This is a genomic window from Kribbella sp. NPDC031520, assembly GCF_055580825.1.
Map to the genome: position 1 here is coordinate 132,324 of NZ_JBVIKS010000001.1, position 26,356 is coordinate 158,679.

Here is a 26,356-nt window from a genome sequence, read left to right on the forward strand (position 1 = left end):
GTTCCTCTCAGTTCGTGGCAGGTAGGGCGCTCACGCCGGTGGTGGGCTCGGGTTCCATGGTGCGGCTGGTGCCGATGCCGCGGATCAGTCCGAGTCTGCCTACCACGACGTACGCGGCGAAGCCGACGACGAGCGAGTTGATGCTCGGCAGGCCCCAGGTGACGTACTTGCCGATCAGCGCGGCGCCGACCCAGATCACGATCGTCGCCGGTACCCAGGTCGGCGCGGTCGCGGGCAGGGTCCCGTCGGCCCGGGTCGCCTCCAGGTCGGGGCGCCAGCGCTTCACGACGAAGTACTCCGCGACCATGATCCCGGCGATCGGCGGGAACGCGACCCCGAGGAAGATCAGGAAGTCGGTGAACTTGTCCAGGATCCCGCCGGCCGCGAGCACGCTGCCGAGGACGCCGACCACCAGCGTGACGGCCGCCCGGTTGACCCGCCGGCCGAAGACGGTGCCGATGAAGTTCACGACGCCGAGGCCGGAGCTGTAGAGGTTCCAGTCGTTGATCTTGATCGTGCCGAGGATGATCACCAGCGTGCCGACCCAGCCGACCGACGAGGTGACGATCGTGATCACGTTGGCCGAACCAACGGCATGCGCGAGGAGTACGCCGACCAGGCCGATCACGTACTCGCCGAGGGTGATGCCGAGGACGGTCTGCTTGACCACGTCGCCGACGCTGCGGTTGTAGCGGGTCATGTCCGGCGTGATCACCGCACCGACGATGAATCCGCCGGCGACGAGCGTCGTACCCTGCAACAGGCTCAGATGCGGACCCGGCGGCGCCGAGCTGACCAGCGTTCCGAGGCTGTGGTCGGACAGCTCGCTGATGATCGACCAGCCGACGAGGAGCAGGAACGCCGGTACGGTCACGTACGCGACCCACGCCATCGAGTGGAAGCCGCGCAGTACGACGAGCGTCACCGCGAGACCGAAGACGAGCGACCAGCCCCACGTCGGGAGTACGCCGATCAACTGGCTCAGACCGGCCGCGGACACCGCGGACTGGATCCCGAACCACCCGATCAGGCTGATCCCGATCGCCAGCCCGATCAGCGACGACCCGGCCTGGCCGAACCCGGTCCAGCGCGCGATCACCGACGTCTGCAGACCCTCGCGGGCGCCGATCACGCCGATCAGGATCGCGACCAGCTCGAGGATCACCGCGCCGAGCGTGAGCGCCCAGAACGCGTGCCAGAAGCTCATCCCGAACCCGAGCGTCGCGCCGAGCAGGAACTGGCTGAGCGCCGAGATCTGCCCGAACCGCTGCGTCGCGACGGACCACCAGGAGTACCTCGCATGCTCGGGGACCCGGGCAAGCGCGTAGTCGTCAGCACCAACAGAAGTACCGGCCATGGTGGACCTCCAGCTCTGGGATTTCACCGAACGTACGTCTGGCGGCCGCGTGCCTCACCGTCCACTGTGCACACCCGGCGCGTGCTGACTGTGCATCTCGCCCAGGTCGGTACTCTTGTCGCGATGGCCGGACGCATACCCAATCGCGGAGCGCGACTGCTGCGCATCCTCGGCGTACTCACCGTGGTCGCCGGGGTGTTCGCGATGCACGGCCTCACCTCCCACCACGACGCCGCGATGGCCATGCCCGGGACGCCAGCCGTCGTGATGGAGCATCCGGCCGAGGTCCACGTGATGCCTGCCGACGAGATGCACGACATGGGCGGCGCCTGTATGGCGGTGCTGACCGGGCTCGTGCTGCTGCTGTCGCTCCTGCTCGGGTTGCGCAGTCTGCTGGTGTGGCGTGCGGTTGGTGTGCCGGTGTACGGCGCGCGGCGCATCCTGGGCGAACGGTCGCCGCCGCGGCTGGTGCTGTCTTCCTTGGGAGTACTGCGGATATAGGCCGACGTGCGCCTTCTTCCGCCGTACCCACACAACGAACCAAGGAATGTGATGACGCACGTCTACCGCACTAGCGCAGTACTTCTCCTGTTGGCCGCCGCAGCGGGCTGTGGCAGCTCGGACTCCGGATCCATGCCGGGGATGAACCATTCGAGTCCGTCGGCCTCATCGTCGGCCTCACCGACTGCCTCATCGTCGAGCTACAACGACGCGGACGTGATGTTCGCGTCGCAGATGATCCCGCACCACCAGCAGGCCGTCGAGATGGCGGACTCGGCGTTGCAGAAGGCAACGACCGCCGAGGTCAAGCAGCTGGCGACCGCGATCAAGGCGGCGCAGGACCCGGAGATCAAGCTGATGTCCGGGTGGCTGACCAGCTGGGGCAAGCCGGTCCCGACGCCCGGCGAACACGCCGGTCACACGATGACCGGGATGATGAGCCCGCAGGAGATGGACGACCTGTCCAAGGCGTCCGGCAGCATGTACGACCGCATGTGGGTCACGATGATGATCAAGCACCACCAGGGCGCGGTCACGATGGCCAAGACCGAACAGTCGACCGGCAAGGACACAGCAGCAATCGCCCTCGCCAAGAAGATCCAGGCCGCGCAAACAACTGAGATCGCCACCATGCAACGCCTACTGGGCAGACTCCCAGCAGCCTGACGCTTGCGGCGGTCAGAACGGTTGCCAGATGACTCGGAGGTCGTCGCGGCGGCCGAGTTGTTCTACTCGATGGGCGACCCGGGTGCTCTGTTGTTCGAGGGTGCCTGGGTCGTCCGCCTCGAGGTGGAGGATCAGCTGTTCCGGAGTGCTGCGGATCGTCCAGGTCGCTGTGCCCAGGTCGACGACCAGCCGGTCCGGGGACTCGGACAGGACCTGGAGGCCGCCGGGGCCGTGGGAGAGGTGGCTGGTGAGCTGGGTCAGGTAGCGGGCGGCGCGTGGGGTTTCCAGGTGGGCTTCGAGAGCAGGCACGGCGGACTCCTTTTTCGAGACACTGTGTCTCGATCATAGGCATACACTCAAGGAATGCCGAAGTTGTGGGAGCACACGATCGCCTCGCACCGGTCCGCCGTTCAGGAGGCGATCCTTGACGCGGCGGCCGGGCTGGTCGATGAGCGTGGGTTGACCGGGGTGAGCATGGCGGAAGTTGCGCAGCGGGCAGGCGTTGGGCGCGCGACGTTGTACAAGTACTTCGGGGACGTCGACGCGGTGCTGTCCGCGTGGCACCGGCGCCAGGTGACTGCGCATCTGCAACAACTCGAGGACGTCTGGGAACGCACGCACCGGATCGACGACGTGTTGGAGGCGTACGCGTTCATCTGCCACGAGCACCCGCCGACAGCGGCGCCGTCGCTGCACCGGGAACAGCACGTCGATCACGCCCGCGCGCACCTGATCGACTTCGTCGCGGAGCGGCTCGGCGACGTACGGAGCGACGTACCGAAGAAGGAGCTCGCCGCGTACGCCGTACATGCCCTCAACGCCGCAGGCGCCGTACCGTCGAAAGCGGCGGTACGGCGCCTGGTGGCGGTGACGCTCAGTGGTCTACGAAGCGAGCCGGCTCGGTGAGAGGTCGAGCCGCCGCAGCAACTGGGCGTTGAGCGCGACCACGATCGTCGAGATCGACATCAGCAGCGCACCGGCGGCCGGCGAGACCACCACCCCGGCGAAGGCCAGTACGCCGGCCGCCAGCGGGACCGTGATCACGTTGTACCCGGTCGCCCAGACGAGGTTCTGCCACATCTTGCGGTAGCTCGCCTTGGACAGGTCGATCACCGACAGCACCGCCCGCGGGTCGTCCGCGGCCAGCACCACGCCGGCCGACTCGATCGCGACGTCCGTACCGGCGCCGATCGCGATCCCGACCTCGGCCCGGGCCAGCGCGGGTGCGTCGTTCACGCCGTCACCGACCATCGCGACCTTCAGCCCACGCGCCTGCAGCTCCGCGACCTTCGCGTCCTTGTCCTGCGGCAGGACCTCGGCGAACACCTCGTCGATCCCGAGTTCCCGCGCGACCGCGTCGGCGACCTGGTGCGCGTCACCGGTGATCATCGCGACCTTCACGCCCCGCTTGTGCAGCGCGGCGACGGCCTGCCGCGACTCCTCGCGTACCTCGTCCTCGAGCGCGATCGCCCCCAGCACCTGCCCGTCCCGGACCACGTGCAGTACGGCGGCACCGCGCTCCTTCCACGCGGCGACCTCGGTCTCCAGCACGTCCGGCTCGGCCAGCCCGTTCTCCCGCAGGTACGCCGGACCGCCCACCGCGACCTCCGATCCGTTCACGACCGCCTGCACCCCACGCCCGGTCAAGGACCGGAACTCCGAAGCGACAACCTTGCCACCGGCAACTGAGTTGGCAGCAGCCCCGGCCGCAGGACCATCCGCAGCTCCCCCGCCGACCCGTGCACCGACGCGCTGGGCAGCGTGGGCCCTGACAATGGCCTTGGCGAGGGGGTGCTCGCTGTCCGCCTCGACCGCCGCGGCCAGCGCCAGCAACTCGTCCTCCGAGACCGACTCGACCGCGGCAACTCCGGTGACGGCGGGCTCGCCCTTGGTCAGCGTGCCGGTCTTGTCGAACAGCACCGCGTCGACGGTCCGCATCCGCTCCAGCGCCAACCGGTTCTTCACCAGTACGCCGGCCTTCGCGGCCCGTTCCGTGGAGATCGCGATCACCAGCGGGATGGCCAGCCCGAGGGCGTGCGGGCAGGCGATCACCAGCACCGTCACGGTTCGCGTCACGGCCTCGTCGAGCTTGCCCAGCAACGCCCACACCACGAACGTGATCAGGCCCGCGATCGACGCGAAGTAGAAGAGGAACGCCGCCGCCCGGTCGGCCAGCGCCTGCGCCCGCGACGACGAGGCCTGCGCCTCGGCGACCAGTCGCTGGATACCGGCCAGCGCGGTGTCGTCGCCGACCGCGGTGATCTCGACGCGCAGAGCGTTGTCGGTGGCAACGGTTCCGGCGACGACCTGGTCGCCGACGCCGCGCGACACCGGGCGGGACTCGCCGGTGATCATCGACTCGTCCACCTCGGCCTGCCCGTCGACCACCGTGCCGTCCGCCGGCACCCGCCCGCCGGACCGTACGAGTACGACGTCACCGGCCTGCAGCTCCTGCAGCGAGACCTCGACCACACCGTCGTCGGTCACCTTCTCGGCCGAGTCCGGCAGCAGCGCGGCCAGCGCGTCGAGCGCACCGGACGCGGCGCCGAGCGCCCGCATCTCCAGCCAGTGCCCGAGCAGCATGATCACGATCAGCAGCGCGAGCTCCCACCAGAAGTCCAGGTCGAACCCGCCGAGCTTCAGCGTGGTCACCCACGAAGCGACGAACGCCACCGTGATCGCCATCGAGATCAGCAACATCATCCCGGGGCGGCGCGTCTTCAGCTCGCTCCAGCCGCCGGTCAGGAACGGCTGCCCGCCGTACACGAAGATCACCGTGCCGAGCACCGGCGCGATCAGCCCCGAGCCCGGGAACTCCGGCGGCATGTAGCCGAGCAGGTCCGCGAACATGTGACTGAAGAACACCACCGGCACCGCCAGCGCCAGGCTGATCCAGAACCGGTCCTTGAACTGCGCCGCATGATCCCCGTGCCCACCAGGCCCACTGTGACCCCCATGTGCATCATGCGCACCGTGCGCGTCATGACTCGCGTGCCCGCCGTGTTCCAGCTGGGCACCGTGCGCCTCGTGACCGCCGTGCTGATGCTGCTCGTGCTCGTCCATGCCGCAGACCATACCCCTAGGGGGTATCAATTTCAAGCGCACGGAAAAGCCCCGCCACCCGAAGGTGACGGGGCAGACAGCAACGGCCTACAGCGGATCGATGTCGGTGAGCGCTTCCGGCGTCAGCTCCACCCAGCGCGTGATCCCGATCTCCCGCAGGAACGGTACGTCGTGACTGGCGATCACGAGCGCCCCGTTGTACGACGCCAACGCATCCTTCAGCTGCGCCACACTGCCGAGGTCGAGGTTGTTCGTCGGCTCGTCCAGCATCAGCAACTGCGGCGGCGGCTCCGCCAGCAGCAACGCCGCCAGTGTCGCCCGGAACCGCTCACCACCCGACAACGTACTGACCAGCTGATCCGCGGCCCTCCCACGGAACAGGAACCGCGCCAGCCGGGACCGACGCTCCTGGTTCTCCGTCCCCGGAGCGAGCAGCGCCAGGTTGTCCACGATCGACAGGTCGTCGCGCAGCAGGTCGAGCCGCTGCGGCAGGTACCGGTACGGCACCACCGGCAGCTCCCCGTCCACGACCGACTGCAGCAACGTGGTCTTCCCGGCGCCGTTCGGCCCGGTCAGCGCGATCCGCTCCGGTCCCCGGATCTCCAGGTCGACCTGCGCCCCGGTCCGCAGTACGTGGTCCTCCAGCTTCAGCACCACGCGGCCCGCGGGTACGGCGGTCTTCGGCAGGTCGACGCGGATCGTCTCGTCGTCGTGGACCTTCTCCTCCGCGTCCGCGAGCGCCTCCTGTGCGGACTCGAGCCGCTCGGACTGCATCCCGATATGCTTCCCGGCCGACACCTGCGCACCACGCTTCAGGTTCCCGGCGACGATCTTCGGGATCCCGCCCTTCTCGAACGCCCGCTGGCCACGGGCCTGGCGCTGATCCATCTTCATCCGCGCATCGATCAGGTCCTTCTTCTGTTTGCGTACGTCGGCCTCCGCAGCCCGGAGCATCCGCTCCGCGGCCTCCTGCTCGACCGCGACCGCCTCCTCGTACGCGGTCAGGTTGCCGCCGTACCAGGTGACGTCACCCTTGCGCAGGTCGCCGATCTGGTCGACCCGGTTGAGCAGCTCCCGGTCGTGCGACACGATCAGCAGCGCGCCGCGGAACTGGTCGACGGCGTCGTACAGGTGCCGCCGCGCCCGCAGGTCGAGGTTGTTGGTCGGCTCGTCGAGCAGCAGGACGTCGGGACGCCGGAGCAGCTCGGCCGCGAGCCCGAGCAGGATCGTCTCGCCGCCGGACAGCTCGCCGACGCTGCGGTCCAGGCCGATCGCACCCAGGCCGAGCTTGCCGAGCAGCGCCTCGGCGCGTTCGTCGACGTCCCAGTCGTCGCCGACGACCGCGAAGTTCTGCTCCGAGGCGTCACCGGACTCGATCGCGACGATGGCGCGCCGTACGGCCTCGATGCCGAGGGCCTGGTCGACCCGCAACGAGATGTCCAGGGTCAGGTCCTGCGGCAGGTAGCCGAGCTCGCCGCTGACCCGGATCGCCCCGCGCTGCGGGGTGAGCCGGCCGGCGATCAGCTTGAGCAGCGTCGACTTGCCGGCGCCGTTGCGGCCGACCAGCCCGGAGCGGACCGGGCCGGCCACGAACGTCAGGCCGTCGAACAGCACCTCGCCGTCGGGCCAGGCGAAGAAGAGATCGGTACAGGACAGGGAAAAGCTCATGAGTTGTCGACTCCAGCTGAGGTCTCGGACGAGACCGCGCACCAGAACGGCGGCGATCGATCGGCTTCGGAGAGAACCTCAGTTCGACAACTCGAACCCCTGTCGTCGGGAATGTGACTCCTGAAGCTTACGGAGTCCGGCCGGGCCGATCAACCACTTTCCGAGTACTTGCGCCAGGCAACGACCACCAGATCGACGAGGGCCACCCCGGTGAGCAGCCCGAAGACGATCACCCACCCGCCGGGCAGGTCGTACACGATCGAAAGCACCGTGGACGCCACGAACAGCACCACCCCGAACGCCGACAGCACGATCCGCAGCGTCAACGCGCTACGCGGTGGAGGCGGTTCGTACATACCTCCGATGTAACCCCTAGGGAGCCTTGCGGAGCCAGGTCTCGACGCCGGCGATATGGGCGGTCATCCAGGCGCGGGCCGCCTCCGCGTCGCCGCTCTCGATCGCGTCCAGGATCGCGGCGTGCTCGGACAGCGTCCGCTCGACCGCGCCGGCCTGGGTGACGCCGCGCCAGATCCGGGCCCGCTGGGTCGCGCCGGAGACGCCGTCCAGCAGCGAGCAGACCACCTGGTTCCCGGTCGCCTCGGCGATGCCGCGGTGGAACTGCAGGTCGTTCGCGACGAGTTCCTCGACGCCTGCGTCGGCGGCCAGGTCACTGCACAGCAGTCGCAGCTCGGCGGTCTTCTCCGGCGTGATCCGGGTCGCGGCCAGCGCGGCGACGCCCGGCTCGAGCAGCCGCCGTACCTCGAAGAACTGCAGCACCGAGTCGTCGCGGTGCAGGTCGACCATGAAGCTCAGCGCGTCCAGCAGGTGCGCCGAGTCGAGGCTGGTCACGTACGTACCGTCACCGTGCCGGACGTCCAGCACGTTCACCAGCGTGAGTGCCTTGACGGCTTCCCGCAGCGAGTTCCGCGACAGGCCCAGCCGGGCGGCCAGGTCCGCCTCCTTCGGCAGCCGATCCCCCGGCCCGAGTTCCCCCGAGGTGATCATCCCCTTGATCTTGACGATCGCCTCGTCCGTCAACGCCATCTCGCAAGTATGCCGCCAGGCGTGCCACCGCAGGAGGGCTGAAGGCCAATCATGCCCAGGTGGACTGATTCGTAGCGTGACGTTGGCCACACTTCTGCGCGGTGCTGATCATCACCGGCGGCGAGTGCACAACTGCATACAGTGGGCGGTCGCGCTCAGCGGGGCCATCCGGACGGGGCCGGAAAGGTCGCCGGAAATCCACAACTGCAAGGGGTCTCGGAGCTACGGCGGTTGCTCTCCGCATCCGGTCGGCCTGAACCGGAGGCGTGTGGCCTGAAACACCTTTGTGGGCAGTGTTTCAGGTGCCGGCGGATCGACTCGCCGGAGCCCGACCACTCGACACACTGGTCCGGTGGTCCCCGGCTGTGGAAGTGGTCCCGGTGCTATTAGCCTTTGCTTGGGGCACCACCCATAACATCAGCATTAGGCACTGCGGTACCGGACCCGAAATCGGAAGAGGCGAACTGCCAAGTGGCCACCGAGCCATCAGACACCAATCCCCTAGCAGCCTTCGGCGCGAACGAATGGCTGGTCGACGAGCTGTACGAGAAGTACCAGCAGGACCCGAATTCGGTGGATCCGGCGTGGCTCGACTTCTTCAAGACGTACCACCCTGATGGCGACGCGAAGCCGGTGACGACTCCCCCGGCCGACGCTCCCCGGCCCGACGCGGTCTCCGAGAACAAGACGCCCGAGGCGCCGAGCCGCGGCAGCGCGCCGTCCGTGCCCGCCTCGAACGCTCCTGCCGCGGCCGCGGCGACGCAGTCCCCGGCCGGTCAGGCCCCCGCAGCACCGGCCCCTGCGCAGGCCGCCCCAGCACAGAGCTCTCCTGCAAAGACGGCAGCCCCGACCGGAGGCACGGTGAACCAGCCGCCCAGCGCCCAGCCCAAGGCCGCACCCGCGACCAGCACGGACACCCAGCGGCAGATCCTCCGCGGCGCCCCGGCGCGGACCGCGCAGAACATGGAGACCAGCCTCTCGGTCCCGACCGCGACCAGCGTCCGCCAGGTGCCGGTCAAGCTGCTGATCGACAACCGCATCGTCATCAACAACCACCTGAAGCGCGCCCGCGGCGGCAAGGTGTCGTTCACGCACCTGATCGGCTGGGCGCTGGTCAAGGCGCTGAAGACGCTGCCGGAGATGAACGCGTCGTACGACGAGACCGACGGCAAGCCGACGCACGTCCAGCCGGCCCACATCAACCTCGGCCTGGCCATCGACATGCAGAAGCCGGACGGCACCCGGCAGCTGCTGGTGCCGTCGATCAAGGGCGCCGACGAAATGACGTTCGCCGACTTCTGGATGGCGTACGAGGACATCGTCCGCCGGGCCCGCGACAACAAGCTCGCGCTGCCGGACTTCCAGGGCACCACGATCAGCCTGACCAACCCCGGCACGATCGGCACCCAGCACTCGGTGCCGCGGCTGATGACCGGCCAGGGCTGCATCGTCGGCGTCGGCGCGATGGAGTACCCGTCGGAGTACCAGGGCGCGGCCGAGGAGACGATGGCCAAGCTCGCGGTCAGCAAGGTGATGACGCTGACCTCGACGTACGACCACCGGATCATCCAGGGCGCCCAGTCGGGTGAGTTCCTGCGCCGGATCCACCAGCTGCTGCTCGGCCAGGAGGGTTTCTACGACGAGATCTTCCAGAGCCTGCGGATCCCGTACGAGCCGATCCGCTGGGCCGCCGACCTCCCGCACAGCCACGAGGAGGACATCAGCAAGCAGGCCCGGATCCTCGAGCTGATCCACGCGTTCCGGGTGCGCGGCCACATCATGGCCGACACCGACCCGTTGGAGTACAAGCAGCGCAGCCACCCGGACCTCGACGTCGCCACCCACGGCCTGACGCTGTGGGACCTGGACCGCGAGTTCGCCACCGGCTCGTTCGGCGGCAGCGACCGGCGGTTCATGAAGCTGCGCGAGATCCTCGGCATCCTGCGCGACTCGTACTGCCGGACCACCGGTATCGAGTACATGCACATCCAGGACCCCGAGCAGCGCAAGTGGATCCAGGAGCGGGTCGAGCGCCCGCACACCAAGCCGCCGCGCGAGGAGCAGCTGCGGATCCTGGCCAAGCTGAACGAGGCCGAGGCGTTCGAGACCTTCCTGCAGACCAAGTACGTCGGTCAGCGCCGGTTCTCGCTCGAGGGCGCGGAGACCACCATCCCGCTGCTCGACGAGCTCTGCGAGGAGGCCGCCGGCGCCGGGCTGGACGAGGTCGCGATCGGGATGGCGCACCGCGGCCGGCTGAACGTACTGGCGAACATCGTCGGCAAGTCGTACGGCCAGATCTTCCGCGAGTTCGAGGGCAACATCGACCCGCGGACCGTGCAGGGCTCCGGTGACGTCAAGTACCACCTGGGCGCCGAGGGCGAGTTCGTCTCCGAGTTCGGCGACAAGATCAAGGTCTCCGTCGCGGCGAACCCGTCGCACCTGGAGACCGTCGACCCGGTGCTCGAGGGCATCGTCCGGGCCAAGCAGGACCTCCTGGACCGCGGCGCCGCGTTCCCGGTGCTGCCCGTACTGGTCCACGGTGACGCGGCCTTCGCCGGCCAGGGCGTGGTCGCGGAGACACTGAACCTGTCCCAGCTGCGCGGGTACCGGACCGGCGGCACGATCCACGTGATCGTGAACAACCAGGTCGGCTTCACCACCTCGCCGGCCTCGTCGCGTTCGTCGATGTACTCCACCGACGTCGCGCGGATGGTGCAGGCGCCGATCTTCCACGTGAACGGCGACGACCCCGAGGCCTGCATCCGGGTCGCGGACCTCGCGTTCGAGTACCGCCAGGCGTTCAACAAGGACGTCGTCATCGACCTGGTCTGCTACCGCCGCCGCGGTCACAACGAGGGCGACGACCCGAGCTTCACGCAGCCGCTGATGTACGACCTGATCGAGCAGAAGCGCTCGGTCCGCAAGCTGTACACCGAGGCCCTGATCGGTCGTGGCGACATCACGATCGAAGAGGCCGAGCAGGCGATGCAGGACTTCCAGCAGCGCCTGGAGCGGGTGTTCGCCGAGGTCCGGGACGCGAAGAACGAGCCCGACACGCCGGCGCCGTACGTCACCGTCCCGGTCTACCCGGACAAGCCGGAAGGCCCGGACGCGACCGCGATCAGCCGCGAGACGCTGAAGAAGATCGCCGACGCGTACACCACGCTGCCCGAGGGCTTCACCGTGCACCCGAAGGTGCAGCCGCAGCTGCAGCGCCGGGCGCACGCGATCACCGAGGGCCCGCTGGACTGGGCCAGCGCGGAGATCACCGCGTTCGGTTCGCTGCTGCTCGACGGCCGGCCGGTCCGGCTGGCCGGTCAGGACAGCCGCCGCGGGACGTTCGTACAGCGGTTCGCCGCCGTCATCGACCGGGTCAACGGGCAGGACCACGTCCCGCTGCAGCACCTCGACGAGGGCAACCAGGCGAACTTCTACGTGTACGACTCGCTGCTGAGCGAGTACGCCGCGCTCGGCTTCGAGTACGGGTACTCCGTGGCCCGCCCGGAGGCGCTGGTGCTCTGGGAGGCGCAGTTCGGCGACTTCGTGAACGGCGCCCAGTCGGTCATCGACGAGTACATCTCGTCCGGTGAGGCGAAGTGGGGCCAGAAGTCCGGTGTCGTGCTGCTGCTGCCGCACGGCTACGAGGGCCAGGGCCCGGACCACACCTCGGCCCGGATCGAGCGGTTCCTGCAGCTCTGCGCCGAGGACGCGATGACCGTTGCGCAGCCGTCGACCCCCGCGTCGTACTTCCACCTGCTCCGCCGGCACACGCTCGGCGAGGAGCACGTACCGATGGTCGTCTTCACGCCGAAGCAGCTGCTGCGGCGCAAGGAGGCGGTGTCGCAGCCGGAGGAGCTGACCCACGGCACCTTCCGGCCGGTACTCGGCGACGCCGAGGCCGAGGCGAACCCGGCGGCGGTCGAGCGGGTCATCCTGGCCTCCGGCCGGATCGTGTACGACCTGCTCGCCGAGCGGAAGAAGGTCGAGCCGGACACGATCGGCACCGCGATCCTCCGGGTCGAGCAGCTGTACCCGCTGCCGCACGAGGAGGTCGTCGCCGAGCTGGCGAAGTACCCGAACGCGACCGAGATCCGCTGGGTGCAGGACGAGCCGGCGAACCAGGGCCCGTGGCCGTTCATGGCGCTGAACCTGACCGAGCACCTGGGCGGCAAGCCGTTCTACCGGGTGTCCCGGCCGGCGATGTCCGCTCCGGCGGTCGGCTCGCACGGCGTCCACGGCACCGAGCAGGCGACGCTGCTGAAGCAGGCCTTCAGCTGACATGTACTTCACCGATCGCGGGATCGAGGAACTCGAGAAGCGGCGTGGCGAGGAGGATGTCACGCTGGCGTGGGTCGCCGAGCGGCTCCGCGAGTTCGTCGACCTGAACCCCGAGTTCGAGACCCCGATCGAGCGCTTCGCCACCTGGCTGGCCCGGTTGGACGACGAGGACGAGTAGTTATCAACCAGTCCACTTGACCTGTGCGAGGACCTCGGCGACCACTGCGGCGGTCTGCTGGGGTGCCTCGTCCGGGAGGAAGAACACTGCGCCGGGGATTGTCACCACGGTCACGTTGGGGGCCGTCTCGAGGGTGGCCCGCTCGGCGGTGGTGAGGCTGCCGTCCCCCTTCTCGGCGTGGACCACCCAGACAGGGCAGCCTGACGCGGCCAGTTCGGCGGCATAGTCACGGTCGGCGGCAAGGTACTCGAAGTACGGGCTGAGAAGCCGGAGCGCATCGGCGGCGCTGTTCTGCTTGAGGTCCTCGATCAGCTCCCGCTTGTGCCGGGCCGCTGTCTTGGCAGACCTGGCCATCAGCGGCAGCAGCCTGAACAGGACGGCCATCGGCCACCTGCCCACCTTCTGCGACGCCGACACGACGGCGCGGAAGAACCCGGCTTCGTCCTCGGTCGTCAGGCTGATACCCAAGAGCACCACCGGGCCGTGGAAATGACCGCCCAGCAGCATCTCCACGGCAACCGTGGCGCCATGCGAGAAGCCGACGACCACGTCGCACCGGTGCAGCTTGGCCAACTCGCCGGCCCGACGTGCCAGGCCCGGAACGGACACGTCGCCCACGACCGGAGCACCCGCCATGCCCGGCAGCGTCGTGGCCACCAGACGGACACCGGCCAGCGCCGGCTCGGCCATCACCAGGTCGAACGAACGAGCCGCGTTGGCTCCGCCGGGTAACAGCAGGACCGCGCGCTCGGCATCGTCAGGACCCGCGGTCAACAACTCCCAGGCTTCCCTCATCGCTACCTCCCCCTGCCCTGAAGGTAGGACGCGGCGGACCCAGGCGAAACCCCCGGCACCTTACCGACCCGTGACGCAGTCCCCGAGGGTCAGTCTGTATGCGGCGGCCGGGTGCGGCGCGGTGGGTCGGGGGCCAGGGAGCCGTCGGGGGCGATGTGTTCGAAGATCTGGTCGACGAGGTTGAGGACGTGGGGGTCGTCGACGGTGTAGATGTGGCGGCGGCCCTCGCGGCGGGCGGTGATGATGCCGGCGAGGCGGAGTTTGCCGAGGTGCTGGCTGGCGGTGGCGATACTCACGCCGACGCGTTCCGCCAGGGTGCCGACGTCGTACTCCCCCTGGGCGGCCAGCGACACCAGGTGCAGCCGGACCGGAGCGGAGAGCATGGCGAAGGTGCCCGCGGCGGATACGAGCTGCGCCTTCGTCGGTTCAGGGTTGGTCATCGCGCAGTCATTGTGACCGCTGGACCGGTCCGCGGACAGCGCGCCGGGCCGGGGTGAGCACGGTCTCATACTTTCGCAATTGCGAAAGTATCAAAACGGTGGCAGGCTGGAACCATGTTCCGAGCGCTCCGCCCTGTTCTGCTGCTGCTCCTGGTGGCGATCCCCGCGGTCGTCCTCCGGGCACTCGGCACCCATCCCCCGGCGCTGGCGTCGATCGCGATCTTCGGCCTCGCCGTGGTCGCGGCGTCGTTCGTGCTGGCCTGGGCGGCGGAGGCCGCGGAGATGGACATCTCGGGCGGTCTGGCGATCACACTCCTGGCGGTCATCGCGGTTCTTCCGGAGTACGCCGTCGACCTGTACTTCGCCCACACCGCCGGCTCCAACCCGGACTACGTGCAGTACGCCGCCGCCAACATGACCGGGTCGAACCGGTTGCTGCTCGGCCTCGGCTGGTCTGCCGTCGTCCTGATCAGCCTGTACGTCGCGTCGCGGCGCAGCGGGCGGACCGTGAGGTCCCTGGTCCTCGACTCGGGGTACCGGCGGGAGCTCGGCTTCCTCGCGGTCGCCGGTGTGGTCGCGTTCGTGATCCCGGTGACCGGGCAGATCCACCTGCTGCTCGGGATCCTGCTACTCGCGTTCTTCGCCTTCTACCTGTACCGCGCGGCGACCTCGGACCACGACGACGAGCCGGAGCTGATCGGCCCGGCGGCGACCATTGGTGCGCTACCGCAACTGCAGCGCCGGATCGTCGTGACCGCGATGTTCCTGGTCTCGGCCGGGGTGATCCTGGCGGCCGCGGAGCCGTTCGCCGACTCGCTCGTACAGGGTGGTCAGGCGCTCGGGATCGACCAGTTCCTGCTGGTGCAGTGGCTGGCGCCGCTGGCGTCCGAGGCGCCGGAGTTCATCGTGGCGATCCTGTTCGCCTGGCGGGGCAAGGGCGCGGCGGCGCTCGGCCTGCTGATCTCCGCGAAGGTGAACCAGTGGACCCTGCTGATCGGCAGCCTGCCGATCGCGTACGGGATCGGTGGCGGCGGGGCCGCGCTGCACCTGGACGGCCGGCAGGTCGAGGAGTTCCTACTGACCGCCACGCAGACCCTGCTCGGTATCGCGATCCTGCTGAACCTGCGGTTCCCCCGCTGGGCGGCCTTCGCTCTGCTCGCGCTGTTCGCGGTCCAGTTCGCCGTACCTGGGCAGACGGGCCGGTACGTGATCAGCTTTGTCTACCTGGTGCTCGCGGTCGGCGCGGCGATCCACAACCGCAAGCACCTGACGCAGACGATCACCGCCCCGTTCCGCCGGGCGGCCGACGTCACCGAGCCGGAACGCGAACTGGTCAACGCCTGATCATCGGAACTTTTCCGGCGCCTGGTGCCGGGAAAGTTCCGAAAAGCTAGCTGGCCTGCTGTTCGCCGATGACGTCCGGCGTCAGCACCGGGCGGTTGCGGCGTTCCTGCGGGCCGGGGCGGCCGCGGCGGCGGCCGGAGAGGAACTTCTCGCCGGCGGCGGTGCCGGTGAACTTGGTACGGCGGGCCCACTCCCGGCACTGGTCGATCACCGGGCAGGACGTGAGGCAGATCGCCTGCGCCTTGCGCTGCTCCCACTGGCTGGCCGTCTCGTCGTACGACGGCGCGTGGCCGACGCACGCTGCCTTCGCCATCCAGTTGTCGGCCGGGTCAACGATGACCGTCAAAGTAGGCCTCATCTGCTCCCCTGTTCCTCATCGATCGGGCGGATCGTAGGAACAGAGTGACTCGGCCGCGTTGCCCCGATGCGACGCCAATGTTTCAGGCATGAAACTTAGCGACGGACCATGCGAATCTCAGACAGGTCGAAGTACGGGTCGTGCTTGCTGGTGCCGTCGGGTTCGAAGCCGTGCCGCTGGTAGAAGGCCCGGGCCCGGTCGTTTCCCTCGAAGACCCAGAGGAACGCGGGCTGTTTGCCAACGGCAACGTTCAGCAGACGGCTGCCGAGGCCGGTCTTCCAGTACGCCCGCCGGGTGTAGATGGTCTGCAGCTCGAGCGGCACCGGGGAGTCGTCGTCCCGCCCGGGCCCGGTGCCGGCGAACCCGACCACGCGGTCCTGGGTGGGCGCCGAGGGATCCGGGTTCAGGGCGATCCAGCGATCCCAGCCCTCTCGGAGTTGCGACGCCCAGCGCGAGATCCGCCGGTCGATGTCCAACGTACGCTCGAGCAGCACGTCGTCCGGGACCAGCCCGGTGTACGCCTCCCGCCAGCACAACACATGACACCACGCGCCCGCCTCGGCGTCCTCGACCGTGGCGGGCCTGATCTCGGGCTGCATTCAGACAGTAAAGACGATCTTGCCGAAGACGTCGCCCGCATTCATTCGCGAGAAGCCGTCGCGGGCCTCGGCGAGCGGCATCACCGAGTCGATGTGCGGGGAGATGCCGGCGTTCGCCATGAACTGGACCAGTTCGGCGAGCTCGGTGCGGGTGCCCATCGTGGAGCCCTGGACGCGGAGCTGGAGGAAGAAGATCCGGTTGAGCTCGGCGGACTTCGGCGCCTGGCCGCTGGTCGCGCCGGAGATCACCAGTGTGCCGCCCTGCTTCAGCGACTTCAGCGAGTGCGACCAGGTCGCCTGGCCGACGGTCTCCATCACCGCATCCACCCGTTCGGGCAGCCGCGCCCCGGACTCGAACGACTCGTGCGCCCCGATCTCGAGCGCCTTCGACCGCTTGCTTTCGTCGCGCGACGTCGCCCACACCCGGATCCCGGCGGCCCGCGCCAGCGTGATCAGCGCGGTCGCCACCCCACCGCCCGCGCCCTGAACGAGCACGGTGTCGCCCGGCTTCAACCCGGACTGCGTGAACAACATCCGGTACGCCGTCAACCAGGCCGTCGGCAGGCAGGCCGCCTGCTCGAACGACATCCCGGCCGGCTTCGGTACGACGTTCCGCGCCGGCACCGCGACCTTCTGCGCCAGCGTGCCCTGGTACCGCTCGCTCAGCAGCGACCGCTTCGGGTCGAGCGTCTCGTCGCCTTTCCAGGCCGGGTCCGAGACGACCGCGTGGACGACGACCTCGTTGCCGTCCGGGTCGACGCCGGCGGCGTCGCAGCCGAGGATCATCGGCAGGTTCTGCTCGGCCAGCCCGACCCCCTTCAGCGACCACAGGTCGTGATGGTTGAGCGCCGTGGCCTTCACGTCGATCGTCACCCACCCGTCGGGTGCCGTCGGTTCCGGCCGCTCCCCCACCTCCAGCGCGGCGATCGGGTTCTCGGTGTCGAACTTCGCAGCATAAGCAGCAAGCATGCGAACCACCCTAGGTGCCATAGACCTGCATGTTCAGTAACCAGCGTCACCGGGACGTTCTGAGGTGTAGGTCAGGCAGGACGGGCGACGCCGTCGGCCACCGCCGCGGCGGCGACCGCGGCCGAGACCGCCGGCGCGACGCGCTCGTCGAACGGCGACGGGATGATGTAGTCCGGCCGGAGGTCGGCTTCCGCGATCAGGCCCGCCAGCGCGTCGGCGGCGGCCAGCTTCATACCCTCCGTGATCCGGGACGCGTTCGCGTCGAAGGCGCCGCGGAAGATGCCGGGGAACGCCAGCACGTTGTTGATCTGGTTCGGGAAGTCGGAGCGCCCGGTGGCGACCACCGCGGCATGCCTGTGCGCGATGTCCGGGTGGACCTCGGGGTTCGGGTTCGCCAGGGCGAAGATCATTGCGTTGTCGGCCATCTGCGCGACGGCCTCCTCCGGCACGGTCCCGCCGGAGACACCAAGGAAGAGATCCGCACCGGCCAGGGCATCCACCAGTCGACCGGACAGGCCGCCGGCGTTCGTGTCCCGCGCGAGGGACAGCTTCACCGGGTTCAGGTCGGGGCGGTCCTCGTGCAGGACGCCCTTGCTGTCGACCACGGCCAGGTCGCCGACACCCGCCTGGAGCAGGATCCGCGCACACGCGACCCCGGCCGCACCGGCGCCGGAGATCACCACGCGGATGTCCTCGATCCGCTTGCCCGTCACCCGGAGCGCGTTCCGGAGGGCCGCGAGTACGACGACCGCCGTACCGTGCTGGTCGTCGTGGAAGACCGGGATGTCGAGACGTTCCTTCAGCCGGCGCTCGATCTCGAAGCAGCGCGGCGCGGAGATGTCCTCGAGGTTGATCCCGCCGAACGTCGGCGCCATCCGCGCCACCGTCTCGACGAACTCGTCCACGTCGGTGCAGTCCAGCGCGATCGGCACCGAGTCGACGCCGCCGAACTCCTTGAACAGCAGCGCCTTGCCCTCCATCACCGGCAGCGACGCGGCCGGGCCGATGTCACCGAGCCCCAGTACAGCAGTGCCGTCGGTGACGACCGCGACCACGTTGGACTTCCAGGTGTAGCGCCGGACCAGCGACGGGTCCTCGGCGATCGCGGTGCAGACCCGGGCGACGCCGGGCGTGTACGCCTTGGAGAGATCGTCGGCGTCGCGCACGTGGATCGACGACGTGACCTCGATCTTGCCGCCGCGGTGCAGCTCGAAGACAGCGTCACCGGCGTACTGATCGGAGGGAACGGGAGACTCAACAGCTTGGGCGACCATGCGGGGACCCTTCGGGAAATCGAGCGGAACGTGAAGTGGTGGGCGTTCGATGAGGGTGCGTCGAACGGCGCCGTTGCCAGGGGGTCACCCGTCTGGCACGAGTAAACCACATGCCCCACTGGTCTGCTGTGAGAGGCCCCACATCGTCCCGGCGTATGTCAGGATCGGGGATTCACAACCCCTGTCGAGGAGAATCCGCGATGAACATCGTCCCCACTCTCCGCAAGCGCCGGGTGCAGGCAGCTGCCTCGGTCGCCGTACTTGCGCTCGCCCTGTCCGCCTGTGGCGGCGGTTCCGGCAGCAGCGGATCAGACGACAAGGCCAAGGCCGCCGGGATCACCCTGGTCAAGTCCGGCAAGCTGACGGTCTGCACGCACCTGCCGTACAAGCCGTTCCAGTTCAAGGACGGCAGCAAGGTCGTCGGCTTCGACGTGGACCTGCTCGACCTGGTCGCCCAGGACCTGGGCGTTCAGCAGGACGTCGTGAACATCGAGTGGTCGCAGATCACCTCGGGCGCCGCGTTCCAGGCGAAGAAGTGCGACATGGGCATGGGCGCGATGACGATCACGCCGACCCGCCAGGCCGCGATCAGCATCACGGACCCGTACATGGATGCCACCCAGGTGCTGATGGCCAAGAAGGACTCCGGGATCAAGTCGCTGGCCGATCTGCGCGGCAAGAAGATCGGCGCGCAGGCCGACACCACCGGTAAGAAGTACGCCGACGAGAACGCCAAGGCGAACGGCTACACGGTGATCCCGTTCAACGACCTCGCGCTGCAGGAGAACAACGTGAAGTCCGGCCGGGTCGATGCCGCGATCAACGACAACGGCGTGCTGTACGACTTCGTCAAGGACAACCCGGACATGGCCGTGGTCACCGAGTTCAACACCGGCGAGCAGTACGGGTTCGGCGCGCTGAAGGACGGCAGCGGCCCGAAACTGGTGGCCAAGTTCAACGAGTTGCTGGCCAAGGCGAAGTCCGACGGCAAGTACAACGAGATCTACAAGAAGTGGTTCGGGGTTGAGCCGAAGAAGTGAGTACACAAACCGTTGAGCGAAAGGGGCTGAGCCCGCGGCAGCGGGCCCAGCGCTCTCGCTGGATCCAGTACGCGATCCTCGTCGTCCTGGTCGTGACCGCCGTGTTCACGGCGAACTGGCACCAGATCGCCAGCGTGTTCTTCCGGCCGGAGTTCATCAAGTCGACGTTCGAGAACGGCGTACTGCAGGCCCTGGTGAAGACGCTCGAGTACACGGCCGGTGCGTTCGTCATCGGCCTGTGCGGCGGAACGTTGCTGGCGTTGATGAAGCTCAGCCAGGTCGGCCCGTACCGGTGGATCGCGACCGCGTACATCGAGTTCTTCCGCGGGCTGCCGGCGATCGTGGTGTTCATCGCGTTCAGCCTGTTGCCGCTGGCGTTCCCGGGTCTGACGATCCCCTGGGACCCGTACGGCGTGGTGTGGCTGGCGCTCGGCATCGTCGCGTCGGCGTACATGGCCGAGGTGATCCGGGCCGGCATCCAGGCGGTACCGCGCGGGCAGGTCGAGGCGGCCCGCTCGCTCGGCATGCCGGCCGGGCTGGCGATGCGGAAGATCGTGCTGCCGCAGGCGTTCCGGATCGTGCTGCCGCCGCTGACCAACGACCTGATCCTGCTGGTCAAGGACTCGTCGCTGGTGTTCATGATCGGCGTCGCCGCGGACAGGTACGAACTCACCGGCTTCGGCCGCGACCTGGCGAACACGGACTCGAACCTGACGCCGATCGTGGTCTGCGGCTTCTGCTACCTGGTGATCACCCTGCCGCTGGGCATCCTCGCCCGCCGGCTCGAGGCCCGTACTGCGAGGACCCGCTGATGGCACTGGTGGAGATCAAGAACCTGCACAAGTCGTTCGGCAGCAACCACGTCCTGCGCGGTATCGACTTCACCGTCGAGCAGGGCGAGGTGGTCTGCGTGATCGGCCCGTCCGGGTCCGGCAAGTCCACGCTGCTGCGCTGCGTGAACCTGCTGGAGACGCCGCAGGAAGGGCAGGTGATCGTCCGCGGTGAGGACATTACCGACCCGGACTGTCACCTGGACGCGGCCCGGCAGCAGATCGGGATGGTGTTCCAGCAGTTCAACCTGTTCCCGCACCTGTCCGTACTGGCGAACTGCACCGTTGCCCAGCGCACCGTTCTGAAACGGACCACGGCGGACGCCGACCGGGTCGCCCGCGCGAACCTGGAGCGGGTCGGGCTGAGCGACAAGATCGACGCGTACCCGGCCCAGCTGTCCGGTGGTCAGCAGCAACGGGTGGCGATCGCCCGCGCGCTGTCGATGGACCCGGCGCTGATGCTGTTCGACGAGCCGACGTCCGCGCTCGACCCCGAACTGGTCGGCGACGTACTGACCGTGATGCGCAAGCTCGCACTGGACGGGATGACGATGCTCGTCGTCACCCACGAGATGGCGTTCGCCCGCGAGGTCGCGGACCGCGTCGTGTTCATGGACGGCGGCGTGATCGTCGAACAGGGCCCGCCCGCCGACGTGATCGGCGCCCCGAAGGAGGAGCGCACCCGCACCTTCCTGCGCCGGGTCCTGGACCCGACGCACGTGGACACCTGAGGACGCTCTCAGTCACGCTGCGTGTCCGGGTGGTCGACGGATACGCAGCGTGGCTGCGGTCAGACTACGAATAGGTCTCTGTTCCGGGTTGGTCCGTGCGCTGTCCGCAGGTCGTTGTGTCAAGATGCGGACACACGGCACCGGGCCGACCGGTGCCCGGTTTTGGAGGACTTAGATGTCTGTCCTGCGGAGGACGCTGGTGCTGTCCGGCGTCCTGGTTCTGGCAGCCGCCGGTTGCGGTTCGAACTCCCTCGAGAACGGCGGTTCGTCGCCGTCGACTGCTCCGTCGAGCGCCCCCTCCAGCGCACCGTCGAGCAGCGGACCGGACCTGAGCGGCTCGCTGCCGCCGAAGATCAAGGCCGCCGGGAAGATCGTCGTCGGCGTGGACGCCAGCTACCCGCCGAACGAGTTCCTGCAGGGCGGCAAGACCGTCGTCGGCATGGACGTCGACCTGTTCAACGCGGTGGCGCAGAAGTTCGGCGTCACGGTCGACTGGCAGCCGGCCGGGTTCGACACCATCATCACCGGTGTCCAGGGCGGCAAGTACGACATGGGCATCTCGTCGTTCACCATCAACGACAAGCGTAAGCAGCAGGTCAACATGGTCAGCTACTTCAACGCCGGCACGCTGTGGGCGACGAAGAAGGGCAACCCGAAGGGCATCAACCCCGACGACGCGTGCGGCAAGACCATCGCGGTGCAGAAGGGTACGACGCAGCTCGAGGACGACATGCCGAAGCGCCAGGCCAAGTGCAAGGCGGCCGGCAAGCCGGCGATCAACCTCGTGGTCCGCGAGAAGCAGGACCAGGCGACCGCGGACCTCGTCGGCGGCAAGGCCGACGCGATGCTGGCCGACTCCCCCGTCGTGCTGTACGCGATCAAGCAGACCAACGGCCAGCTCGAGCAGGCCGGTCAGATCTACGACGCGGCGCCGTACGGCTACGTGATCCCGAAGGCGCAGACGGCCTTCGCGCAGGCGATCGTCCAGGCTCTGCAGGAGCTGAACACCGAAGGCACCTACAAGAGCACGCTCCAGAGGTGGAACAACGACTCGGGCGCAATCACCACCTTCGCCGTGAACCCGTGATCTGAATGGCTACTGACACCGAAACCCGCCCGGCCGAACCGGCTGCCGAACGGCCGGGGGCGATCGCCGCCGTGCCGGTCCGGCATCCGGGCCGGTGGATCGCGATCGCCGTGATCGCGATCCTGGCTGCGATGCTCGTGCACCTGCTGGTGACCAACAAGGCGTTCGACTGGAGCTTCGTCTTCCAGGCGATGAACCAGCAGCCGGTGATCAACGGCTTCCTCAAGGGCACGCTGCTGGTCACCGTGCTGTCGATGATCGTCGGCGTGGCGGGCGGTGTCGTCCTGGCCGTGATGCGGCTGTCCGACAACCCGATCCTGGCCGGCGTGTCCTGGGTCTTCACCTGGTTCTTCCGCGCGATCCCGCGCTACATCCTGCTGTTCACGATGGGCACCCTCGGGATCTTGTTCAGCGACAGCGGCGGAATCAACCTCGGTGTTCCGTTCGACTGGAAGATCATCGACTGGCTCGGGCTGTCCGGCGACTGGCGGTTCCTGCACCTGGATCCGAACCAGGTCTTCACCGGCATCACCGCCGGTGTGATCGGGCTCGGGTTGTCCGAGGCGGCGTACATGGCCGAGATCGCCCGGGCCGGCATCCTCAGCGTCGACAAGGGCCAGGCCGAGGCCGCCGAGGCGCTCGGGATGAGCAGCGGCAAGGTGATGCGCCGGGTGGTGCTGCCGCAGGCGATGCGCGTGATCGTGCCGCCGACCGGCAACGAGACCATCGCGATGCTCAAGGACACCTCGCTGCTGCTGGCCGTTCCGGTCCTCGGCGAGCTGTTCTACCAGCTGCAGTCGATCGGCAGCACGTACTACAAGACGTTCCCGATCGCGGTCGCGGCGACGCTGTACTACCTGGCCGCGACGAGTGTGCTGATGGTCGGCCAATACTTCCTGGAGCGGCACTTCGGTCGCGGCTTCGGGACCAAGGCGCCCCGAGAGCCGAGGCCTGCCCGGCCGGCCGGGGCGGGAGGTGCCTGATGCCCCTGGTGCATGCGGTCAACGTGACCAAGTCCTTCCACCACAACGAGGTGCTGAAGGGCATCGACCTGGACGTCGAACGCGGCCAGGTGGTGTGTCTGCTCGGCCCGTCCGGGTCCGGCAAGACCACCTTCCTGCGCTGCATCAACCAGCTCGAGACGATCGACGGCGGCCGGATCTGGGTCGACGACCAGCTGATGGGGTACGCCGACCGCGACGGCAAGCTGTACCGCCTGAAGAACAAGGAGATCGCGGCGCAGCGGCGCGAGATCGGGATGGTGTTCCAGCGGTTCAACCTGTTCCCGCACAAGACCGCGCTGGAGAACATCGTCGAGGCGCCCACACAGGTCCGGGGTGAGGCCAAGAAGGGCGCCCGGGAGCGAGCGATGAAGCTGCTCGACCGGGTCGGCCTCGCGGACCGCTGCAACGCGTACCCGGCGCAGTTGTCGGGTGGTCAGCAGCAGCGGGTCGCGATCGCCCGGGCGCTGGCGATGCAGCCGAAGCTGATGTTGTTCGACGAGCCCACGTCGGCGCTCGACCCGGAGCTCGTCGGTGAGGTGCTCGCGGTGATGCGTGAGCTCGCGCTGGACGGGATGACGATGATCGTGGTCACCCACGAGATGGCGTTCGCCCGCGACGTCGCGGACACGGTCGTGTTCATGGACGCCGGCGTGGTCGTCGAAGCCGGCCCGCCCAAGGACGTCCTCGGCAACCCGCAACACTCTCGCACCCAGGCCTTCCTCACCCGCCTCCGCTCGGAACACGAACACCCTTAGGACGTTTTCTCCCTCGGTCGGCCCCGTTCGCCGTGCATCGATCGCGTTGAGGTTGGATGATGTACGGCGTGGTGGGTCGATACGAGGGAGACGACGTGAGCAGCAGCGCAGGAGCCGCCGAGGTTCGCCTGAGCATCCCGGCGGACAGCGCGTACATCGCCGTGCCGCGGTCGGTGGTGGGTAACCTCGCGGCCCGCAACGACTTCACCCTGGACGCCATCGACGACCTGCGGATCGCCGTCGACGAGGCGTGTGCGCTGCTGCTGCCGCAGTCGGCGGACGGCGTGCTGGAATGCGTGTTCGAGATCGCGCCGCCGCAGCTGACCGTGCGTACGAGTGCCGTCGTGCCGAACGGCTGGCGTCCGGACACGACGTCGTTCGGCTGGACCGTGCTGACCGCGCTGGTGGAGTCGGCCGCCGCCGAGACCATCGACGGCCGGCTGACCATCACCGTGACGGCCACCGCCACCGCCACGGAGATCCTGTGAGCGACGAACAGACTCAGGAATCTCCTGATCTCCGGACCCGAACAGCGGGCCTGTTCCAGCAGATGGCGGGTGGTCCGCGTGATCCGGCGTACCCGGCCGCGCGGGACGCGCTGGTCGCGTTGCACATGCCGCTGGTCGAGCACCTGGCCCGGCGGTTCCGGAACCGCGGCGAGCCGTACGACGACCTCGTCCAGGTGGCGACGATCGGGCTGATCAAGGCGATCGACCGGTTCGACTCCGAGCGCGGCGTCGAGTTCTCGACGTACGCCACCCCGACGATCCTCGGCGAGATCAAGCGGTACTTCCGGGACAAGGGCTGGGCGATCCGGGTTCCGCGGCGGCTGCAGGAGCTGCGGTTGTCGCTGACCGCCGCGACCGCGGAGCTGACCCAGGAACTCGGCCGTGCGCCGACGGTCGCCGAACTGTCGGAACGGCTCGGGCTCTCGCCGGACCTGGTGATCGAGGGCCTGGAGTCCGCGAACGCCTACAACACCTTGTCCTTGGACGCTCCTGATCAGAACGAGACCGACGCCACGACGGTCCTGGACGGCCTCGGCGGCGAGGACGAGGCGCTGGAGAGTGTCGAGTACCGGGAGTCACTGAAGCCACTGCTGGCCCAGCTCGACACCCGGGAGAAGCGGATCCTCACGCTGCGCTTCTTCCGTGGCATGACCCAGTCCCAGATCGCCGAGGAGATCGGCATCTCCCAGATGCACGTCTCCCGCCTGCTCGCCCGCACCCTCACCGAACTCCGGGCCGGGCTGTTGAAGGAGTAGGCAGGTAGGTGCTCAGAGCACCGGGTGATCGTTGGAGTCACCAGCGGTCAGGGCCTCGGTGGAGGCCTTCTGGAAGATGCAGACGAGGATCACGACGGCCAGTGCGGCAAGGCCGATCGCGACCGGCTTCGTACCGCCGCTCCACAGGCTGTACGCGACCAGCAGCTGGATCAGCTGGGTGAACACCGTCGGCCCGCGGCTCCAGCGCGCGGCCTTCCACAGACCACGTACGGCGACGAAGACGAGACCCACGCCGTACACCAAGAAGAACGCGGTCGTGGTCACTCCGAGGACCAAGCGGGAGCCGTCGATCGTCAAGGCTTGGGCAATTCCGAGAACGATGAGCACAAGCCCTTCCACAGCGACCACTGCCGCAGCTAACTTGAGCGGTCTCGGGACGGCGGCAACTGGGGAGTCGGTCGGCACTTCGCCAGCTTAGTGCCGCGACCCGGGGGTGACGCGAACCTCGGCCCCACAGGGATTTGAGGTTCTGCGTAACCAAAAGATGGTTGGAACGGTTACCTGCAGTGAACGGGTACTCGCAGATGGGCCGCTTCGTCCGATAACCGGATGGGCAGCGCCGCTGCGCGCCGGTTCGAAGTGTTAAGGAAGCGTTGTGATCGGATCGACAACTGCATAACCCTTGTTTCGGTCCGCCAAGATTGGGAACATGGTCTCGTTCGTGAAAGCGTTCACAACAGACGCGGCACCTAACCCCCCGTGCCCCACGAACCGACGAGTACAGCACCGCTGATTGGGCACAGACCTACCCGTCAGCATACGTCAACTACTGAGAGAGATGGGATCCGCCATGGATTGGCGCCACCGGGCCGTATGCCTCGACGAGGACCCGGAACTGTTCTTCCCCATCGGTAACACCGGGCCCGCGATCATGCAGATCGAGGAGGCCAAGCAGGTGTGCCGACGCTGCGACGTGCGTGAGCAGTGCCTGGCGTGGGCGCTCGAAGCCGGCCAGGACCACGGTGTCTGGGGCGGCCTGAGCGAGGACGAGCGTCGCGCTCTGAAGCGCCGCAACGCCCGCCAACGCATCCGCACCGCCTGAGCAAGTCCTCCTTCGAGGCCCCGCGGAAAGCACCGCGGGGCCTTTGTG

The 26,356-nt window shown here is 68.3% G+C and carries 28 protein-coding genes; 15 read left to right on the forward strand and 13 right to left on the reverse strand.

Annotated elements, in window-relative coordinates:
- Positions 1 to 7 precede the first annotated feature (7 nt).
- Positions 8 to 1,357: a purine-cytosine permease family protein gene (locus ACZ5BU_RS00610; protein ID WP_465694439.1), complete on the reverse strand. Its 1,350-nt coding sequence runs from the start codon at positions 1,355 to 1,357 to the stop codon at positions 8 to 10.
- 81 nt (positions 1,358 to 1,438) lie between these two features.
- Between ACZ5BU_RS00610 and ACZ5BU_RS00615 the strand changes: the two genes are divergently transcribed.
- Together ACZ5BU_RS00615 and ACZ5BU_RS00620 are read left to right on the forward strand one after the other, a co-directional pair.
- Entirely contained in the window at positions 1,439 to 1,858 is a 420-nt protein-coding gene (locus tag ACZ5BU_RS00615) for a DUF6153 family protein (RefSeq protein ID WP_465694441.1), read from the forward strand.
- A gap of 141 nt (positions 1,859 to 1,999) precedes the next feature.
- Positions 2,000 to 2,524 carry a DUF305 domain-containing protein gene (locus ACZ5BU_RS00620; RefSeq protein WP_465694442.1) on the forward strand — a complete coding sequence of 175 codons (525 nt, stop codon included), beginning with the start codon at positions 2,000 to 2,002 and terminating at the stop codon, positions 2,522 to 2,524.
- 12 nt (positions 2,525 to 2,536) lie between these two features.
- On the opposite strand, the gene ACZ5BU_RS00625 is transcribed toward ACZ5BU_RS00620, so the two are convergent.
- On the reverse strand, positions 2,537 to 2,833 hold the full coding sequence (locus ACZ5BU_RS00625) for a DUF2218 domain-containing protein (protein WP_465694443.1): 297 nt from the start codon (positions 2,831 to 2,833) through the stop codon (positions 2,537 to 2,539).
- Between the two features lie 54 nt (positions 2,834 to 2,887).
- Here ACZ5BU_RS00625 and ACZ5BU_RS00630 point away from each other — a divergent pair, with 54 nt between their 5' ends.
- Complete coding sequence (locus ACZ5BU_RS00630) at positions 2,888 to 3,430, forward strand: TetR/AcrR family transcriptional regulator (protein ID WP_465694445.1); 543 nt, start codon at positions 2,888 to 2,890, stop codon at positions 3,428 to 3,430.
- Here ACZ5BU_RS00630 and ACZ5BU_RS00635 read toward each other — a convergent pair.
- The 4 genes from ACZ5BU_RS00635 to ACZ5BU_RS00650 form a co-directional block, all read right to left on the reverse strand.
- Positions 3,407 to 5,587 carry a heavy metal translocating P-type ATPase gene (locus ACZ5BU_RS00635; protein ID WP_465694446.1) on the reverse strand — a complete coding sequence of 727 codons (2,181 nt, stop codon included), beginning with the start codon at positions 5,585 to 5,587 and terminating at the stop codon, positions 3,407 to 3,409. The two genes, ACZ5BU_RS00630 and ACZ5BU_RS00635, sit on opposite strands and share 24 nt — an antisense overlap.
- An 87-nt stretch (positions 5,588 to 5,674) precedes the next feature.
- Entirely contained in the window at positions 5,675 to 7,255 is a 1,581-nt protein-coding gene (locus ACZ5BU_RS00640) for an ABC-F family ATP-binding cassette domain-containing protein (protein ID WP_465694447.1), read from the reverse strand.
- 149 nt (positions 7,256 to 7,404) lie between these two features.
- Complete coding sequence (locus ACZ5BU_RS00645) at positions 7,405 to 7,611, reverse strand: DUF6343 family protein (RefSeq protein ID WP_465694449.1); 207 nt, start codon at positions 7,609 to 7,611, stop codon at positions 7,405 to 7,407.
- A 16-nt stretch (positions 7,612 to 7,627) separates the two neighbouring features.
- Complete coding sequence (locus ACZ5BU_RS00650) at positions 7,628 to 8,299, reverse strand: FadR/GntR family transcriptional regulator (RefSeq protein WP_465694450.1); 672 nt, start codon at positions 8,297 to 8,299, stop codon at positions 7,628 to 7,630.
- A gap of 471 nt (positions 8,300 to 8,770) precedes the next feature.
- Between ACZ5BU_RS00650 and ACZ5BU_RS00655 the strand changes: the two genes are divergently transcribed.
- Complete coding sequence (locus ACZ5BU_RS00655; RefSeq protein WP_465694451.1) at positions 8,771 to 12,577, forward strand: multifunctional oxoglutarate decarboxylase/oxoglutarate dehydrogenase thiamine pyrophosphate-binding subunit/dihydrolipoyllysine-residue succinyltransferase subunit; 3,807 nt, start codon at positions 8,771 to 8,773, stop codon at positions 12,575 to 12,577.
- Position 12,578: 1 nt separating this feature from the next.
- Positions 12,579 to 12,755 carry a DUF6104 family protein gene (locus tag ACZ5BU_RS00660; RefSeq protein WP_387651354.1) on the forward strand — a complete coding sequence of 59 codons (177 nt, stop codon included), beginning with the start codon at positions 12,579 to 12,581 and terminating at the stop codon, positions 12,753 to 12,755.
- Positions 12,756 to 12,758: 3 nt separating this feature from the next.
- Here ACZ5BU_RS00660 and ACZ5BU_RS00665 read toward each other — a convergent pair whose 3' ends face one another.
- Complete coding sequence (locus ACZ5BU_RS00665; protein ID WP_465694453.1) at positions 12,759 to 13,550, reverse strand: alpha/beta fold hydrolase; 792 nt, start codon at positions 13,548 to 13,550, stop codon at positions 12,759 to 12,761.
- A gap of 89 nt (positions 13,551 to 13,639) precedes the next feature.
- Positions 13,640 to 13,990, reverse strand: coding sequence for an ArsR/SmtB family transcription factor (locus tag ACZ5BU_RS00670; RefSeq protein ID WP_465694454.1), 351 nt, complete (start codon positions 13,988 to 13,990; stop codon positions 13,640 to 13,642).
- A 114-nt stretch (positions 13,991 to 14,104) separates the two neighbouring features.
- Here ACZ5BU_RS00670 and ACZ5BU_RS00675 point away from each other — a divergent pair, with 114 nt between their 5' ends.
- The gene (locus tag ACZ5BU_RS00675) at positions 14,105 to 15,334 is read left to right on the forward strand and encodes a sodium:proton exchanger (RefSeq protein WP_465694455.1); all 1,230 of its coding nucleotides are present in this window, start codon (positions 14,105 to 14,107) and stop codon (positions 15,332 to 15,334) included.
- 46 nt (positions 15,335 to 15,380) lie between these two features.
- Here ACZ5BU_RS00675 and ACZ5BU_RS00680 read toward each other — a convergent pair whose 3' ends face one another.
- From ACZ5BU_RS00680 to ACZ5BU_RS00695, 4 genes are all read right to left on the reverse strand, one after another.
- Entirely contained in the window at positions 15,381 to 15,680 is a 300-nt protein-coding gene (locus tag ACZ5BU_RS00680; protein WP_465694457.1) for a WhiB family transcriptional regulator, read from the reverse strand.
- A 107-nt stretch (positions 15,681 to 15,787) separates the two neighbouring features.
- The gene (locus ACZ5BU_RS00685; protein WP_465694458.1) at positions 15,788 to 16,291 is read right to left on the reverse strand and encodes a GNAT family N-acetyltransferase; all 504 of its coding nucleotides are present in this window, start codon (positions 16,289 to 16,291) and stop codon (positions 15,788 to 15,790) included.
- Positions 16,292 to 17,260: a zinc-binding dehydrogenase gene (locus ACZ5BU_RS00690; protein ID WP_465694460.1), complete on the reverse strand. Its 969-nt coding sequence runs from the start codon at positions 17,258 to 17,260 to the stop codon at positions 16,292 to 16,294.
- 71 nt (positions 17,261 to 17,331) lie between these two features.
- Positions 17,332 to 18,534, reverse strand: coding sequence for an NAD(P)-dependent malic enzyme (locus tag ACZ5BU_RS00695; RefSeq protein ID WP_465694461.1), 1,203 nt, complete (start codon positions 18,532 to 18,534; stop codon positions 17,332 to 17,334).
- Between the two features lie 200 nt (positions 18,535 to 18,734).
- On the opposite strand from ACZ5BU_RS00695, the gene ACZ5BU_RS00700 reads away from it, so the two are divergent.
- From ACZ5BU_RS00700 to ACZ5BU_RS00735, 8 genes are all read left to right on the forward strand, one after another.
- Positions 18,735 to 19,574, forward strand: a complete 840-nt coding sequence (locus ACZ5BU_RS00700; RefSeq protein WP_465694462.1) for an ABC transporter substrate-binding protein — start codon at positions 18,735 to 18,737, stop codon at positions 19,572 to 19,574.
- On the forward strand, positions 19,571 to 20,386 hold the full coding sequence (locus tag ACZ5BU_RS00705) for an amino acid ABC transporter permease (protein WP_465694464.1): 816 nt from the start codon (positions 19,571 to 19,573) through the stop codon (positions 20,384 to 20,386). The genes ACZ5BU_RS00700 and ACZ5BU_RS00705 overlap by 4 nt, the downstream gene beginning before the upstream one ends.
- Positions 20,386 to 21,135 (forward strand): amino acid ABC transporter ATP-binding protein, encoded by a 750-nt coding sequence (locus ACZ5BU_RS00710; protein WP_465694465.1) that lies wholly within the window; start codon positions 20,386 to 20,388, stop codon positions 21,133 to 21,135. The genes ACZ5BU_RS00705 and ACZ5BU_RS00710 overlap by 1 nt, the downstream gene beginning before the upstream one ends.
- Before the next feature lie 175 nt (positions 21,136 to 21,310).
- Positions 21,311 to 22,222, forward strand: a complete 912-nt coding sequence (locus ACZ5BU_RS00715; protein WP_465694467.1) for an ABC transporter substrate-binding protein — start codon at positions 21,311 to 21,313, stop codon at positions 22,220 to 22,222.
- A gap of 5 nt (positions 22,223 to 22,227) precedes the next feature.
- On the forward strand, positions 22,228 to 23,205 hold the full coding sequence (locus ACZ5BU_RS00720) for an amino acid ABC transporter permease (RefSeq protein ID WP_465694468.1): 978 nt from the start codon (positions 22,228 to 22,230) through the stop codon (positions 23,203 to 23,205).
- Positions 23,206 to 23,210: 5 nt separating this feature from the next.
- Positions 23,211 to 23,981 carry an amino acid ABC transporter ATP-binding protein gene (locus ACZ5BU_RS00725; protein ID WP_465696688.1) on the forward strand — a complete coding sequence of 257 codons (771 nt, stop codon included), beginning with the start codon at positions 23,211 to 23,213 and terminating at the stop codon, positions 23,979 to 23,981.
- 95 nt (positions 23,982 to 24,076) lie between these two features.
- Positions 24,077 to 24,469, forward strand: coding sequence for an ATP-binding protein (locus tag ACZ5BU_RS00730; protein WP_465694470.1), 393 nt, complete (start codon positions 24,077 to 24,079; stop codon positions 24,467 to 24,469).
- Entirely contained in the window at positions 24,466 to 25,245 is a 780-nt protein-coding gene (locus ACZ5BU_RS00735; protein WP_465694471.1) for an RNA polymerase sigma factor SigF, read from the forward strand. Before ACZ5BU_RS00730 ends, ACZ5BU_RS00735 begins: the two co-directional genes overlap by 4 nt.
- A gap of 12 nt (positions 25,246 to 25,257) precedes the next feature.
- Here the strand turns inward: ACZ5BU_RS00735 and ACZ5BU_RS00740 are convergent, their stop codons facing one another.
- Positions 25,258 to 25,593: a hypothetical protein gene (locus tag ACZ5BU_RS00740; protein ID WP_465694472.1), complete on the reverse strand. Its 336-nt coding sequence runs from the start codon at positions 25,591 to 25,593 to the stop codon at positions 25,258 to 25,260.
- A 463-nt stretch (positions 25,594 to 26,056) separates the two neighbouring features.
- On the opposite strand from ACZ5BU_RS00740, the gene ACZ5BU_RS00745 reads away from it, so the two are divergent.
- Entirely contained in the window at positions 26,057 to 26,308 is a 252-nt protein-coding gene (locus ACZ5BU_RS00745; protein ID WP_130383822.1) for a WhiB family transcriptional regulator, read from the forward strand.
- Positions 26,309 to 26,356: the final 48 nt, after the last annotated feature.